Below are 15,675 nucleotides of genomic sequence, written 5' to 3'. Positions count from 1 at the left end.
TGGCTTGTAGCAATATACGCGTCCGGAAAACTAACAGCTCCCTATAAAACGGTGCGCAATTATAACAATAGACTATTTCATAGTCACTTTAATAATTATTTTTATCTAGTAATCAAAAGCATAGCGTTGCGTAGCAATAAAACCTCAGCTTTCACTTTAAGAGTAGTTTGAGGCGATTTATTGATTTTCAACCCATTCGGACACCCAAGTCAACGCACTGTCAACTGCGGCAACGTTGTTTCCGCCCCCTTGCGCCATATCTGGACGACCGCCACCGCGACCATCGAGTTGACTTGCAAGTTCCTTCATTAAATTACCCGCATGAAACTGTCCGGTCAGATCTTTGGTCACACCGGTAATCAAATTGACTTTGTCGCCAGCCACATTCGCTAATACCAATATGCCACTTCCCATCTTGTCTTTGAGTTGATCGCTCATCGTTCTGAGCTGTTTCGCATCAATTCCCTCCAGCTTAACCGCAAGCAAGTTAACGCCTTTGACTTGCCGCATCTGACTCATCAAGTCGCCGCCCTGCGAGGAGGACAGTTTATCTTTGAGCTTATCAATCTCTCTGTCTTGCTGCTTAGACTTTAAAATCAATTGCTCAACTTTCTCCCCAAGCGACATCCGATCCGTTTTCAGCGACGAGGCAAGTTGATTAATTAACCAACCTTGTTTCTGAGTATATTCGATCGCACTATCGCCGGTTATGGCTTCGATTCGACGCACGCCAGAAGCGATACCTTGCTCACTGACAATCTTGAATGCACCAATATCACCTGTTCGGTTTACGTGTGTGCCACCACACAACTCAACCGAAAACTCAGACATTTTTAATACACGCACAGTTTCACCGTACTTTTCACCAAATAGCATCATCGCGCCCGCTTTTTTCGCCTCTTCAATCGAGGTTTCGATAGTTTCTACGGGGTGATTTGCACGAATTTGCTGATTCACTAACTGCTCGATTTTAAAGATTTCCTCTTCGGTCACCGCAACCGGGTGAGAAAAGTCAAAGCGCAGCCTTTCACTGTCAACTAAAGAACCTTTTTGTTCGACATGTTCGCCGAGAATCTGTCGTAGCGCAGCGTGCATTAAATGGGTTGCAGAATGATTTAATGCGGTTTCATTTCGCTCACTCTGATTGATTAACGCTCGTAGGCTGTCGCCTTTTTTAATGGTGCCTTGCGCAACCAGGCCTCTGTGAGCAAATGCATCATTGAGCTTAACGGTATCTTTAACTTCAAACTCAACACCGTCAGCGAGCAGACGACCTTTGTCGCCAACTTGACCGCCGGACTCTGCATAAAACGGGGTTTTATCTAAAATAATCGATGCTTCAGCACCAGCGGTTACCGCATCAACGATGCCGCCATCAACAATGATTTCTTTAACAATCCCTTGAGCTTCCGCTTGCCCATACCCTAAAAACTCAGTATCGATGTCAAGTTCAACTGAATCGTTATAATCCGTGCCAAATTGGTTCGCCTGCTTGGATTTTTCCTTTTGCACTTGCATATGTTGATTAAACCCATCTTCATCGATGGTTAAATTTCTTTCTCTGGCAATATCCGCAGTTAAGTCGAGCGGAAAACCATAAGTATCGTAAAGTTTAAAGAGCGTTTCGCCACCAATTTCAGTGCCAGATAGCTGAGCAATATCTTGCTCCAATATTTTCATTCCTTGTTCCAAAGTGCGCGCAAATTGTTGCTCTTCTTTTTGCAATGCGTCTTCAATGTAAGTTTGTCGTTTCTTTAAATCGGGATAGGCTTCACCCATTTCCCTGACGAGTCCCTCAACTAATTTGTAAAAGAAATCTGTTGTTGCCCCGAGCTTATTTCCATGACGGATGGCACGTCGAATAATTCTACGTAGTACGTAACTTCTTCCCTCGTTCCCTGGTAACACCCCATCAAGAATCAGAAAACTACAAGACCGAATATGATCAGCGATCACTCGCAACGACTGATTGGAATGGTCTTTAACGCCTAAAACATTAGCAATAAACCGGATTAAGTTAGCAAATAAGTCAATTTCATAATTGCTATGAACATGCTGCATCACTGCCGCAATCCGCTCTAACCCCATCCCTGTGTCCACCGAAGGCTTAGGTAATGGTGTCATTTCACCCTCTTTGCTTCGGTTGAACTGCATAAATACCAAATTCCAAATTTCAATGTAACGGTCACCGTCCTCATCTGGGCTTCCGGGAGGTCCGCCCGCGACACTTTCGCCATGGTCATAAAATATTTCACTGCAGGGACCACAAGGGCCGGTATCGCCCATCGACCAAAAATTGTCTTTATCGCCGAGTCGGGAGAAACGTGTCTGGTCAATCCCCATCTCATTAAACCAGATTTCCTCAGATTCTTTATCGTCTTTGTGGACCGTTACCCAAAGCTTATCTTCTGGTAAGCCGAGTTCTTTGGTTAAGAAATCCCAGGCAAACCGGATGGCTTCTCTTTTAAAATAATCACCAAAACTGAAATTACCCAACATTTCGAAGAAAGTATGATGACGAGCTGTATAGCCAACATTTTCAAGATCGTTGTGCTTACCACCGGCACGCACGCAACGCTGTGAACTAGCCGCACGCACATAACTTCTTTTTTCAGTTCCGAGAAAACACTCCTTAAACTGGACCATACCCGCATTGGTAAACAGCAATGTCGGATCATTTCCCGGCACCAGTGGACTTGAGTCAACTCGCTGATGGCCATTTTTCTCAAAAAACGCTAAAAAGGCTTCGCGAATTTCACTACTCGACATGCTCACCTGTGGTATCTCCCATTTGTTTATATCTTTTAAATTTTGCTTTGACTATCGATTGCTGTTCGAATTTGATCATTAGAAAAGCCTCGATATTGTAAAAAACGCTCAACTTTAAGTCGCGCTTTCGATTCTCTTATGTCTTTTATGGTGGCGATTTTCTTTATCGCAACCGAGTTACATACTTCTTGCCAGTCGATTTCCAGCTGCTCAAATCCGTTACGGCTTAACTGCTCATCAATACCTTTCTGCGCCAATTCGAATTTGATTCGTCGGTAGCCTTGCCCTTTAGCCACCCGGCCTCTAATAAATGACTCACAAAACCGCTGGTCACTCTGCCAACCATTATCAACGAGAAACTCAAGCGTTTGTAACGCTATTTTGTTATCAAATCCCTTGTCTGTCAGCTTCTTTAAAATCATCTTTTGAGCGTATTCTCTCACGCCGAGTAATCGGCAGGCGTAAGCAATCGCTTTATTTAAAGATTTTTCAAATTCTAGCGACTCTAAGACAGGGGTATCACTCGACAGCTCATTCATGGCGCTATTCTAATCGATGGTCTCCCAATCATCTAGTACCAAATATTTAAGTTAGGAATATAATTTGAAGAATTTATTTCAGGTCTTAAACCCAAAAGCCGAACAGTGTTCGGCTTTGAGAATTTTGTGATTGGTTTAGCTTAAATTGAACGCTAGTTGGCTTGCGGCGGAAACGTCATCAACATGTGCTCTGCATTGGACATTGCAATCGTTGCACGTTCCTCTGGCGTACGATTTCTGTATATACCTAGCGGTTTGGCAACGGTTCCACGCCAAATGACCTGCTTTTGCTTGGGATCAACAATATCCAAAATTAGGGTCCCAATTTTTTGTTCACGCACGATCGTTGTTGAATTGCGAGGATAGGGGTCAAAAAATGGGTTGTAAAAAGGGTGGTACCCCCAGGTACTAACAAAGCGGTCAACATCGACCTTTTTATCAGTGACGGTGTGTGTCTTAAGCAAAAAATCCGCCTTCTGGGTATCACTGACTTTCTGGAACCCTTTACGATTAAGCATGGTTTCTATCGCATTTTCCTGCCTTTTGTTGTCCAAAGTCGCCACTTTATTAGGACTTTTGTCTTTGATCCATGCATAAGTCTTTAGCTGACTGAAATCATAACTCGTATCATAGTCACTGGTCGTTGGCGGTTTTACGACACACCCAGACACCATTAGTAAGGTCATTCCTAGCAAAAAGCCTTTTAAACTTAGTTTATTCATCGTTTTCCCAATTAATCAATATTTTGTAGAGACAACACGGCTAATGTACGCGACTCAGATAAGGCTATCAACAATCACCTTAATCTAGCCTGAACATTATTTTTAAAACAATAACGGGTAGCAAACTGAAACGTTTACCCTCATTCCACTCATACTTATGACCGACCAAGTCACTATTTTGTTCATCGACTAGTCCAATTTTACAGCAGAATACCTAGATATAACCTATATTTATACCGTGCTTTCATGGAGTTAATGAAACGAGGTACTCCGATGGATTCCAATTATCAGTGTCCTAATAATAAATCATTTCCAGCACTTTTCGTCGCGCTTGTTGTTCTAGTGGCTTTTTCTACAGTGCCTGACTTAACGTTGCTAGTTTTTATGCTGCCTGACTATAAGGGGCCTGTATTTATGGCACTGAGTGTTGTAATGATTGTTCTCTCAATGATGAGGTCATCAGCCCCTCAAACATCATTGGGTGAATACACACTAGTCAAGCGAGCTACACCCCACTTTATTAATCGCGGCTTAGGCCATTAGCTGTTGATGTGCAAGCAAATCACCATGACAAGCTTTTTAACCAGTCACCAATCATACCAATACCCACTGACACTTGACCAAAAGCAGTATTCCGATGTTAGTACTTAAATCACTTGCCGTATGGATATTATTGTTGATCGGCGCCATGCTGAATGGATTTGCTCGGGAGCAGTTTTTGGAGCCTTTGCTCGGTGAGTCAATCGCACTCCCAGTGAGCGGCTTAATCTTGTGCACTTGGATAATCTTGATTTGTTATTCAACGATAACATTCTACGGAAAAATCCCGGAAAACGCCTATAAAGCGATTGGCGCTTTGTGGCTGGGCGTGACCTTAGCTTTTGAGTTTACTTTCGCTAACCTTACTCAAGATCGAAGCTGGAGCGACATTATTCCAATGCTCAATCCCCTAACCGGTAACTTAATGCTTTTTGTATTACTGATCACAGCCATATCCCCTTGGGGCTGCGCAAAATTTAAAAAATTATTTTAACGCTTAAATCTGACTGGACAATAACGGTTGTACTTCACCTCGCTTTTAGGCACTACACAACTATCTTGAATGAGCTCAGACAAAGCTGAACAATAGTCTTGCAACCAAATGCTTTCAACCACGTCATCAGCTTTATCAAGTTTCCTTTCCAGGCGTTTTACATCCCGCATTTTAACTTGGCACTGAACCGGAAGCGGTGTCGGTTTAGTCGCAATTGGCGCGGTCGACTGGCCCGTTTGACTAGCATGAGGTACTTGATAATTGAAGTTTGGTGTATTGACCGATGTTTGAGGAGTCAACGCTATATTTTTAGGATCTTGGTAGGTAATCACTTTAAACTCTTTGTCTTCAGGCGGCTGGTCAGTAACTTGCGTTCTACCATTATCATCCTTCCAGCGGTAAAGCTTTAACACCTTTCTCTCTGGACTCGCAGCATTTTCATTTGAATTAATTTCCGGTACTTGTAATTCAGTCTTTGAGCGAGATTCTGCAGCCTGTCGTTCTTCCGGGGTGACTTTTTGACCGCCTAACTCCCCAAAGATACTTTCTAACTGACGACCAAGTTCAGAATCAGTTTGAACTAAATACTGATAACAAACAAAGCCGACTGCGACTAGCAGCCCAAGCGAAAATATCAGTCGAAAAAGTAATCTCATACTCATCCTCAAAAAACAAAGCCGAATTTATGCTAGCTTCTTAAAACCGGTTCAAAGTGAGCCAACATTGGAAAATAAAGTCCGGCAATGATGCTGCGGTCCTCGAGCTTTTGAAACATTTTAAAGTAATCTGTTAGCTGGTCCAAATAAACCGCCTTTTCTCTTGTAACAAACTGCTCAAGCGTTTCTTCTTTAGAGGGTATAGACGATTTGTAATCAACGATCCAACGAACATCATCTTTAACAAAAGTCCGGTCAATAATTCGAGTCAAATAGCTACCACTATTTAACTTTTTATGGAGAGCTACTTCTGAATAAGCATTATTTGAACTACTCAGGATTTGTTTGCCAAGCTCGTCTTGCAGCATGTTCTCAATTCCAAAAACAACCTTCTCTACACTGTCATTTAGCTCGGCGGAACTCGAAAAATAATATTCATTCTTAAGCTGCGATGAAATGATTCTTCGCCATCTATTATCAACTTGAAACTCGTCATCAAAATGTGCGCTCAACCATTGTAACTGTTTGTGTAACACTCTCCCGGTTGCGGCAGCCAATTGCGACACAGGCTGATGGCCTTCGACCTTAATACCTGGAGTCGCAACCCCGGTCTCTTGGTTAGAGAAAGCGTTAGTCTCCTGAACATCAATCGGTTGCGTAAGGATACGCTGGTGATTAACTTGCTTTATCATTCGCGATTCAAATAACGGGGTTTCTTGCCGGTCGACTGGTTCAGCAATCAGCGGTATTTCTGTATAGTTCCCTTTAATCCCTTGCCAAAGCATACCTAAAAAGCTCGAGGCTTGTGGTCGTTTCATCTCCCCTGTCTTGCTATCGCTAACAAGGTTACCCAGTAAATATAAATTCGACTTCGCTCTTGTCGCTGCAACATACAAAACTCGTTGATCTTCATAGCGAGACTTTTCCGAGTCTAGATAAGCGATATATTGGTAAACACCATCATTTTCTTGGCCGGTTTCTTTTGAAACAGCTAATAGATTATGTGGTTCTCCATTATTGCCGATAACCTCTGTCCACTTGAGGAGAACATGGTCACTGCTTCTACCAGTCGCATCAAGTCTAGGCAGTATCACGGTATCAAACTCTAAACCTTTAGATTTATGAATAGTCATTACTTGAACCTGACTATCTGCTCTCGGGTTAGGTGCTGCAAAGAGCTGATTAATTGATTCTTCCACCAACAATCTATCATTCAGTTCGCCGCCTGCTTGAAGCTCCGCCAGCTTGTCCAGACAAACGAGTAAATCATCATAATCGGAGTCAAAATCCATTTGATAAAGGCCGCCCACTGCTTTAAAACATCCATACAACCATTTACGAAATGGTTTAAAACCTTTTTGGTTAATTGTTTCTGCGAGCAGTGGAAGAATCTTAGCGCATCGTGCTTGCGATGCTTGGCTTAAAAACGCCTGCTCAGCTTCAATTCTTTCAATGATGGGTAATGCTTTGTCGCCATTGACAAATACTTTTCGAATATCATCAAGTTTTAAACCGAACCAAGGCGAGCGCATGCACGCCGCCCAACTTACCTCGTCATAATGATCTAGTAGCGCAAACGCAAGACTCATTAAATCGCGCACGATCATCTTCTGAGACAGTAGATCGATTTCTAGCGCTTGAAACGCGATATTGTGTTGGTTAAGAAGTTGAATGATCTCACTTAAATTATTTCTACTTCTACCGAGTATCGCTAAGGTCTTTTTAGACTCTCGAGATTGATTTTCTTTAAGGTGGTTGTTAACTAATTCAATTACCTTGTGGTCTTGAGTGAAGTGATCCTGCGCATCAACAGTTAACAATGCGTTGACTTGACTATCGGTTGCTCTGTGATTGAAGGCTACTGATTGCGCATAACTCACTGCCGACACTGTTAAGTCTTCTTGTGTTGGCATAATTTCTTGAAATTGCTGATTAACCCAATCAACGATTACTGCGTTGGAACGAAAGTTCACTTTAACTTGCCTGAATGCTAAGCGAATGGACCCAATACCTTGCTCGCGAATTTTCATAAACAAACTGACATTGGCATCTCTAAATCGATAGATCGACTGCATCGGATCGCCTACGAGAAACAAGCTTCGGTTAATCAATCCTCGCTCATCCTGTTCCCAGCCGGCGGTTAATAAATTAATTAATTCGATCTGTGGCGTTGAAGTATCCTGAAATTCATCAATTAAAATATGTTCTATACGATAATCAAGCGCTAGCGCTAAATCACTTGGCATATCCCCATGACCAAGTGCCTGCAATGAAGTAATCGCTAATTCAGAAAAATCGATAACATTATAACGACTGAATACAAGCTTCAAATGAGCGACTGAAATAGGTAAAAGTTTGACAAGTGACGCTAGTACTTGCTGATTCCTTTCTTGTTCGTCCGTTGCAGGGAGCTTTTTTATTTGAAATAACAGATTAATGAGCCTTTTATCTTGCGAAAGTTGCGCCGCGATTTCCTCTACTTGCTTCTTATTCTTTTGATAGCGCGCATTTTCATTTTCTGTATTGCTTTTATTGACTGCCGGAAATCCATGACTCACATTAAATTTGCTTAGCAGTTCAGGCTTATTTCCAGCCTTTAAAAACAGCTCACTGATAGCTTTCCAAATATTGATATCCGCAGCAGTAGGCGTTTTAAGAGGTCCAATATTTTCAACCTCAATTAGGAAAGGCTTGCCACTTTTATTGTTGAGACGCAGCACTTCTCCCGCTTGATTCATTAGTTCGGGGAGCTCGCTAATGATATCAGTGGGAAACAACTCAAATAGCGCTTCTAATCTTTCTTGGGTAACAATTGATAATGAATTTAATAGTTCTTGCGTAAGGCTCTCACTGTGGCCACTTGTGACACTCGCCATCCATTGCAAGCGTTTCGCTAATAATTGCGCCAGTAGTTCAGTTAGTTGCGACAAATTATTATCTTTGTGCCGTAATAAACGAATGATATCTTCGGCAATTTGATCATCGCTTTCGATAGCTTGCAGGGTATTTTCCGCAGCCTCTAAATAATAAGCATGCGCATTTTCTGCGATCTTCGGTAATGCGCCCGTTTGTGATAAAAGTGGCAAAGCACTCGAGAGGCTTGCAGACAAACTATCGATAGTTGTAATGTTAAGCCGAGACGCATTTTCCAATAGATTCCAGCTTAATTGTTTGTCCCTTTGTAATACTTTTTGTGCCAACTTCCAGCGGTATTTTTCGTGAGCGGCTTCTGGCTCAGGCTGAGCCCCCAAGAGTAAAGCAGCAACAACTCTGTTCTGCATTTCTGCTGCCGCTTTCCGAGTGAACGTAATTGCTAAGATATTTTCAGGTTTATCGACCACCGCAAGCAACGCTAAAATTCTTTGCGTTAACAGTTCAGTTTTTCCAGAACCTGCGGGTGCCTGAACGATAAACGAGCCGCGCGGATTAAGCAGTTCATAGCGAGTTTCTTGATCGATTACAGTCTGCTTCAAATTCAATCCTCCCTGCCCACTACTAACTCGGCTTCATCATCGGGTTGGAATTCATTAATCCGGCAAAAATCAGAAAAGTCGCAGTATCGGCATGATTGACTTCGCGATTTAGGAGAGACGGGCATTACGCCTTCTGCGATGGCGTTAGCAAGCCGTTGTAAATTATCTCTCCATTGTTCAGACAAACTGTCGCTGGTCAATTCTAGATTGGGATTTGCTTGAAAATATCGAGTCCTGTCTTTTTGACCATCTTCAGTAATCTCTAAAAACTGGTAATCAAAGCTCGACTGACTATTGCTTTCAGGTGTAAACCATACCCCTACCCGCTTCGTTTCGCCTGTTTTTATTTTTGCGTAAGAGAGACTATTAACATTCTCTTCTTCACAAGCTAAAACATACGCAGGCATTTGCGCCTCATCAGGTCGTTTGCCTAACCACTTCTTAACGTCTACATTACCCGTTTTATAATCAATAATGGCGATAGAGCCATCATTCAAATAATCAATTCGATCAACCCTAAAAGTAAAATCCAAAGGTCCGATTGTTAGTTGTTTTTCCACTTCGGTAGCGACCTTGAAATCCCCAAATTGGCTATCGATTTCAAGCCAATCATCAATTTGTCGTGCTAGTTTTTCAAACTCCAAATCAACAATGACAGGACTTGCACTTGCATACAATGGCTTTTCAAATTCAGATTTTGCTTCGATTAATACGTTTTCGATCAGTGTTTGCCGATGCTCCGTTGATAACGCTTGAAGCGCACTTGAAGTTTTCACTTCTCGCCAAAACAACTCCAACGCGCGATGCAGCCATGCACCTCTTATTTTCGCTTCAATACCTAGTTCAGTTTGTTGCGCTGGACGAATCCCAAATTGAAACTGACTCATTCCCTTGAAAGGACAAGCGGCATAAAAGCTTAAAAGATAGGCGCCACCTTTAATCGCTTTAGTGTCAATGGTAATTTTCTCGTCGCAAGTCCATTCGTAATCTGACTGCACTTGGTAAGTGGCTTTCTGTGACAGCCAATCTGCTATGTCTGTCTCAGGAAGGTGGGAAAATAAAGGGGATTCCCCCGTTAGACTGTCTTGTTCGGTTTTACTGTAAGTAACCCATAGGTTGGTTGCACTGTTAAGTAAAGATTGACTTAAGTCTCGAGTATATTCGTATTCTCGTTCTGCAGATGAACCCGGCGTGTGATTGGCTTGTTGAAAAGCGACCGGTAAGAAGGGATTAAGCTGAGATTTTGCGGGCCAGTTATGTCTGCCAAAGCCAACCATAATTAGCTCGTCAAACACTAATCCAGACGCCTCTAAAATACCTAGTATGTGAAGGTTAGTTCTATCACTCGGCATTTGAAATGCTGACTGTTTCAAAACTTGTTGAAAGTACTCAAATGCGGCGCTCTTTGATGGCTTGGGGTTAACGCTTGCTAATGAAACGCTCGACTTTAGCGCCTCGTAAAATTCACTCATTAAATTCTGATTGTTATCGACTGTCTCATTGTTCATCCATCTCCAGGCGTTTAATTCAGACAACCAAAGATCAACCCAGGCGCTCATCGGACGAGCTTGAGTCGGTTTGTTTTCAATGGAATCTAGACGAATTTTTAGTTGAATTAGTTTGTCGCACTCAGGATGAGAGTCAATCGCACTTCTAATCCTATCGAGCGAATAATGACGATACCCCAGCAAACTTTGATCATGTAAAAAGCTTCTGATTTGATTGCTGTAATCCCCCCAATGAATGAAAGGTGTGGTTTTCAGCAACCGTAGAGTTGTTAGGTCTAAACCTTTAGAACTCAATTGCAAAATACTCAGAGCAACATATATCGGCGGAAACTCGGCAATAGGTTGACCTGCAGAAACGTTATAAGCCGTTTTACCCAGCGGTTTCCATGGCAGGTGTTCGTCAGGTTGAAAGGTGTCACTAAAACATTGGTGAACAAGGTCGATATGGTTAGACAGTTGGTTAACCACAACCGCAATTGTTTTATCAGGGGCATCAACGACTCGCTTACTGGCCAATTCAGCTGCAAACTCTAACTCTTGCTTAAATTGCTCACACTCCACTCGCGTTGCTGATGCGGGCTTTTGACTGGGGAAAAAAGTTTGCCAGCGAACAGACTTTTGACTCACTAAATCGAGTAGCTTTTGTTCGGCAGGTGTCAACTGATTGAAACCAATTGTGAGCAGTTCAGAGGGTAACAACGATTGTAAATCATCGATTTGCTCGCACAGAAAATTACACAGCGCAAAATCGGGTAATAAATCATTGGCATCAAGAAAGCTTTCAAGTTCACCAATCCACTTTGCAAAGTATTGATTTTCAACGGTTTCTAGTTGCCCCAAGTCACTCAATTGACAATCCCATTGACGCATTACCCTAAAAGCCTCGAGAACTTTTTCAGCGACTCCTAATTCATTTGTTAGTAGCCAGTTTTCATCGCCGCTAATCTGATTTTTTAGCCAAGTTTTAATTTCTAGACTTTTAATGAGCTTGGGTACCGGATAGTGAAAAGAGAGTTGCTCCAGCAAATGGGATTGCCACCCCAGAAAGGTGTTAGCTTTGGGGGCATAAACCACCTGCCCTTCCTCAAGTGACTCTACAAATCCGGCATTAACAGCGCTGAGGGTTCTCGCATTGGGCGTCAGGATTAGCGTCTGTTCGCTTAGAAATGGTGCTAATTCCTGATAACTGACACTAATTGCCATGAATACGAAGGCTCCAACGAGGACGGTTTGAGTGCGAATTGCGGTTTATCGTTTTTAATTTGAGGGAGTATTGTGTTGCAGAGAAATACCACATGCAATAGCAGAAATAAAAAAATTAAAATCTGGCGTAACTTGAATAATATTTAATCGATTCAGATAACCTTTTTTACAAGCAATAAAAAAGGCAACTTCTCAGTTGCCTTTTCTAATCTTTTTCAATCTGTCCTAGAACAATCCGTTACCAAATCCTTATGGTTCCTCAATCTCCAACAATCCTTTATAAATCCTTTTCCGGTAATCCGCTTACCGATTCCTACTCCACAAATCCTTTTGCTTTCCTTCAAGTTCCATTTTAACTGTTAACGTTCGTCAGTGAACCAGTTCCTTTTTTGCCAAATCCTTTCGGCTGCTGTTCCTTCAGCGTTTCCTTGTCTTATTTCCTAAAGACAAGTGTTATTTTAAGGAATAGCGCTTATCGAACAAGCGACTTTTATGACTGATTTATTACTTTCGGACCTATACCCCAGAAGGTCTAATCACAATTAATTCTTTATAAACAATCAGTTAGAAAATTTTAAAGTTCTCTTCTGGAGATTTTCTGAGGGCTTTTTCGGTAATCTCTCACGGCTTTGTAAGAAATATCTCACAAAGCCTCGGGGTAATATCCCAAACTATTCTTTATTGCCGAAGCCAACCCGACAAATAACGTAATCTCTGTATCCCGTAATTACGCGTTTGCTCCCTTGTAAACTGTGATCCAGTTCACTATCACCGGTATCGGTAAGGAGCGGTCGTCCGCTGAGTGCATTCAATTTTGTTTTAGTTGCAACGATATCGAAATTTTCCCAACCCGCTCGTCGAATGACCTCTGGACTCAATTGATGGTTGCCTCTTCCAAGAATATGTCCTTGACCACCAATTACCGTGATCACAAACTTAACTTTTGCGCCAGAATCGATAAGTTCAAGCAAATCACTCTCAATGGCGTCTTGTTTAAAGAGTTTTTCCTGAAACACAATATCTGAACCGAGAAGCGTATTGTCGAGGCCCAATTGGGCCATGATAGCCGCACAAGTACTGCCAGAACCAATCACGTAATAAACATCATCTTCCATCGACTCGATAACTTCTGCGGCAATGTCATCTAGCACTAACTCTTCAACTTCTTTACCACCAGACTTTACCGCTTGAATGTATTCCAGTGCCCCAGGCACGTTGAGGTAACCGTAACGTTTAGCTTTTACGACGCCACCTCTGAATGCTTCTTCATCGATGTCCATGACATCACTGGAGACCAGGCTTAAAACTTTTCCGGTGATCATGTCGTGAAGCAACAAACCGGCAGCTTCAGGGGATACCGCATAGACCCCAGAATGGATTTTTACGCCTGCCGGGATCCCTAGCACCATCTGAGACTCATCAGCGGCTTGAAATACATTTCGTGCGGTACCATCACCGCCAGCAAACAATATCAAGTCAACACCATGGGCATTTAGCGCTTTAACCGCATTTTCTGTATCCTCAAAAGTCGAGGGCTCGTTGGCGTTTACCACGACTTCAAAGTTGAGCGCTAATTGTTCGCAAAGATTTTCTCCCATCTCGCCAGAAACCGTGAAGACCTTAAAATCATTTTTTAAATCAAGTATTTGCTCCAAACAGATCCCAGCCTTTGAGGGGGCTAACTTGGGTGCCCCCATGGCGAGTGCTTGGGCCCGGATCGCATCACCGTCGCTGCCTTTTAAGCCTACTCGTCCGCCGATTCCAGCAAAAGGATTAATAATCAGACCTAAATTAAACATGAGGTAACTCCACAGCGTTATCCTGATTAAACACGCTCAACATCCGATCAAATAGTAATTTTGCTCTCGGCGGTAAACTTTGTCCCTCGAGGTAATTGACTAGTTGTTGGTGTACGGCAGCTTTGAAAGTCATTGATGCGTCGATTCCTTGGCTAAGATTGTCCGCGGAATAGTGAAATTGATGGTTTGCCGCCAAAGATAACGCCCATTCTATTGCTTGAGGTTTAACCTCAACCGCTTCGAAGTCAACCTGTTGCTCGGCTGTTCTTCCCTCCGGCGCATACCAATAGCCAAAATCATCCAATTGGCGGCGCTTTTTGCCCGCGATACACCAGTGGGCAATTTCATGGAGCGCACTTGAGAAATAATCATTTCTCGAAAAAATCGTTGCTGGTCGACCGTCTTTAGCCGCTCGGTAAAAAGGCTCTTCGGCGCCAGGTTTCAGTTGGGTATTCTCAGACTCTAAAAATAGATTGTTGAATACTTCTACTAATTGAATCAATTTTTGGCTTTCGGGATTCATTACTTCAGATACAAAACTCTTTAAAACGGCTCATGATTAACTAACGTATAAACCACTGAGCGATTGCTATGCTCCGGCAGGCGCAATTTTAATGCCGAATCGTCAATCATTCACTATAATTATCAAAAACCTGACTGAATAAGGATGTTAGGGAATAAGTGAAAGAATGTCGACCGCGAGTTGGTTTTATCAAATCAATGCACGAGATTAAGACTTCAAACTCAACTGTCGAACCAGCAGCACCAGCAAGTTTTATTATATGAGTGACCAGATCTTAAAAGTAGAAACCGACCCAAAAGATGCCGACTGTATCCAGATCACCTTGCGGCACCTACCCGTTAAATATAAATTTTGGCAATCTCAACGGCCCATCATCGCGAAATACAAAGGGCATGGCAGTCACTGGTACCATGTTCCATCATTTAAACCAGCACCTTCGAGACTGATTCCCTTGTTAAAAGCAATCTCATATGGGCCGCAGTTTAAACATCTGAGATACAAAATCTGAGTCATTTTGCCTGGAGAGTCCCTCAAAAAGGCTCGGCCGGCATGACGACTAGACGACTTTAGTTTGCTTTGTTGATATTGTTTAGCCGATATTTTGTTTTACTGATATTGTGCTTTATTGATCGAGATTGCCTTTCTTTTTAGCCGCTTCATGGGCCCCAGAGGCTATAAACCTGAGTTGAATCATCGCTCGCTCTGATATCGCTTTTCGCGCCGATGGTTTGGCATCAAGTGATTCAGCCCCTGCATTAAACACAACCGCAACCATGGCTTCTGCTTGCGTGTAAGCCATTGATTTATCGCTATTATAGTCGTCGAGATAATCGGCTAATTCGGCGATAAAATACTGGATCTCTCTGCCAACAGCACTTCTCAATGCGAAAGCTGTACCAGAACGCTCATGGAACAGTAAGCGAAAGATATTAGGGTTTTGTTCAGTAAACTCCATAAACGTCTCAACGGAGGTGTTAATAACGCTCCCCCCTTCGGCAAAACGTTTTCTGGCTTTGCGCATAAGCTGGCGTAACGCGAGTCCACACTCATCGACCAAAGTGAGCCCGAGTTCTTCCATATCCTTGAAATGTCGGTAAAAAGACGCTGGCGCGATGTCTGCTTCACGCGCCACCTCACGCAAGCTAATGCTGGCAAAACTTTTATCCGCGCTTAACTGATTCAAAGCGGCTTGAATGATCGCTCGGCGGGTTTTTTCTTTTTGTTGTGATCGGGTAATAGGCATTTTTTAGTGGTGTTATTCAAGTTTCGGCCGATATAACCCACATTACATCGAATTTGTCACAATTGCGCAACACTGTTTCAGCTAACATCTGTTTTCTCAATTGCACTAAGCACTTCCGATGCGTATACTTGCTCTCAATTTAAGCGTACACGCGTACGCTGAACAATTGGTATTTTTTTGACCATAGCAAATTGAGCACGAACCTAA

Annotated in this window: 12 protein-coding genes; 3 read left to right on the top strand and 9 right to left on the bottom strand. The window is 42.7% G+C overall.

Going from position 1 to position 15,675, the window contains the following annotated elements; all coding sequences use genetic code 11:
- Positions 1-177 precede the first annotated feature (177 nt).
- From alaS to FLL45_RS01050, 3 genes are all read right to left on the bottom strand, one after another.
- Positions 178-2,769, bottom strand: a complete 2,592-nt coding sequence (gene alaS, locus FLL45_RS01060; protein WP_142887941.1) for an alanine--tRNA ligase — start codon at positions 2,767-2,769, stop codon at positions 178-180.
- A gap of 35 nt (positions 2,770-2,804) precedes the next feature.
- Positions 2,805-3,308, bottom strand: coding sequence for a regulatory protein RecX (locus tag FLL45_RS01055; RefSeq protein WP_142887940.1), 504 nt, complete (start codon positions 3,306-3,308; stop codon positions 2,805-2,807).
- 152 nt (positions 3,309-3,460) lie between these two features.
- Positions 3,461-4,030, bottom strand: coding sequence for a DUF4136 domain-containing protein (locus FLL45_RS01050; protein ID WP_142887939.1), 570 nt, complete (start codon positions 4,028-4,030; stop codon positions 3,461-3,463).
- A gap of 255 nt (positions 4,031-4,285) precedes the next feature.
- Between FLL45_RS01050 and FLL45_RS01045 the strand changes: the two genes are divergently transcribed.
- Together FLL45_RS01045 and FLL45_RS01040 are read left to right on the top strand one after the other, a co-directional pair.
- Positions 4,286-4,573 (top strand): hypothetical protein, encoded by a 288-nt coding sequence (locus tag FLL45_RS01045; RefSeq protein WP_142887938.1) that lies wholly within the window; start codon positions 4,286-4,288, stop codon positions 4,571-4,573.
- Positions 4,574-4,667: 94 nt separating this feature from the next.
- Positions 4,668-5,063, top strand: a complete 396-nt coding sequence (locus FLL45_RS01040) for a hypothetical protein (RefSeq protein ID WP_142887937.1) — start codon at positions 4,668-4,670, stop codon at positions 5,061-5,063.
- Here the strand turns inward: FLL45_RS01040 and FLL45_RS01035 are convergent.
- The 5 genes from FLL45_RS01035 to FLL45_RS01015 all read right to left on the bottom strand — a co-directional run bounded on the left by FLL45_RS01035 (position 5,060) and on the right by FLL45_RS01015 (position 14,225).
- Positions 5,060-5,719 carry a DUF4124 domain-containing protein gene (locus FLL45_RS01035; RefSeq protein ID WP_185964280.1) on the bottom strand — a complete coding sequence of 220 codons (660 nt, stop codon included), beginning with the start codon at positions 5,717-5,719 and terminating at the stop codon, positions 5,060-5,062. The two genes, FLL45_RS01040 and FLL45_RS01035, sit on opposite strands and share 4 nt — an antisense overlap.
- Positions 5,720-5,751: 32 nt before the next feature.
- A complete protein-coding gene (locus FLL45_RS01030) occupies positions 5,752-9,192 on the bottom strand; it encodes a UvrD-helicase domain-containing protein (RefSeq protein ID WP_185964279.1) in 3,441 nt (1,146 codons plus the stop codon).
- Between the two features lie 2 nt (positions 9,193-9,194).
- A complete protein-coding gene (locus FLL45_RS01025) occupies positions 9,195-11,903 on the bottom strand; it encodes a PD-(D/E)XK nuclease family protein (RefSeq protein WP_142887934.1) in 2,709 nt (902 codons plus the stop codon).
- A gap of 671 nt (positions 11,904-12,574) precedes the next feature.
- On the bottom strand, positions 12,575-13,702 hold the full coding sequence (locus FLL45_RS01020; RefSeq protein WP_142887933.1) for an ATP-NAD kinase family protein: 1,128 nt from the start codon (positions 13,700-13,702) through the stop codon (positions 12,575-12,577).
- On the bottom strand, positions 13,695-14,225 hold the full coding sequence (locus tag FLL45_RS01015) for an elongation factor P hydroxylase (protein ID WP_142887932.1): 531 nt from the start codon (positions 14,223-14,225) through the stop codon (positions 13,695-13,697). Before FLL45_RS01015 ends, FLL45_RS01020 begins: the two co-directional genes overlap by 8 nt.
- Positions 14,226-14,484: 259 nt before the next feature.
- Here FLL45_RS01015 and FLL45_RS01010 point away from each other — a divergent pair, with 259 nt between their 5' ends.
- Positions 14,485-14,733 carry a hypothetical protein gene (locus FLL45_RS01010; protein WP_142887931.1) on the top strand — a complete coding sequence of 83 codons (249 nt, stop codon included), beginning with the start codon at positions 14,485-14,487 and terminating at the stop codon, positions 14,731-14,733.
- 114 nt (positions 14,734-14,847) lie between these two features.
- On the opposite strand, the gene fabR is transcribed toward FLL45_RS01010, so the two are convergent.
- Positions 14,848-15,468, bottom strand: a complete 621-nt coding sequence (gene fabR, locus FLL45_RS01005) for an HTH-type transcriptional repressor FabR (RefSeq protein WP_142887930.1) — start codon at positions 15,466-15,468, stop codon at positions 14,848-14,850.
- Positions 15,469-15,675 lie beyond the last annotated feature (207 nt).

It is taken from the genome of Aliikangiella marina (assembly GCF_007004765.1).
Taxonomy (GTDB): domain Bacteria; phylum Pseudomonadota; class Gammaproteobacteria; order Enterobacterales; family Kangiellaceae; genus Aliikangiella; species Aliikangiella marina.
Note: the sequence above shows the minus strand (reverse complement) of the source record. Positions and strands in the feature narration are given on the sequence as shown.